This window comes from Streptacidiphilus jeojiense, assembly GCF_000719095.1.
Classification (GTDB): domain Bacteria; phylum Actinomycetota; class Actinomycetes; order Streptomycetales; family Streptomycetaceae; genus Streptacidiphilus; species Streptacidiphilus jeojiensis.
Window position 1 is genome coordinate 1 of the sequence record NZ_JOEH01000131.1, and the last position, 213, is coordinate 213.

General features: G+C 68.5%; 1 pseudogene. It reads left to right on the forward strand.

The window, feature by feature from the left end:
- Nucleotides 1-213, forward strand: a pseudogene (locus tag IF29_RS43080) (glucose-6-phosphate isomerase); the annotation flags it as partial.

A 213-nucleotide genomic window follows, 5' to 3' on the forward strand; every position in this document is an offset into this window, starting at 1 on the left:
GTGCCCGGTGTGCACGCGGTGCTGGACAAGATGGCCGGTTTTGCCGACCGGATCCGTTCGGGGCAGTGGACCGGGCACACCGGCCGGCGGATCCGCAACGTCGTCAACATCGGTATCGGCGGCTCGGACCTGGGTCCGGCGATGGCCTACGAGGCGTTGCGCTCGTTCACCGACCGGGACCTGACGGTGCGTTTCGTGTCCAACGTGGACGGC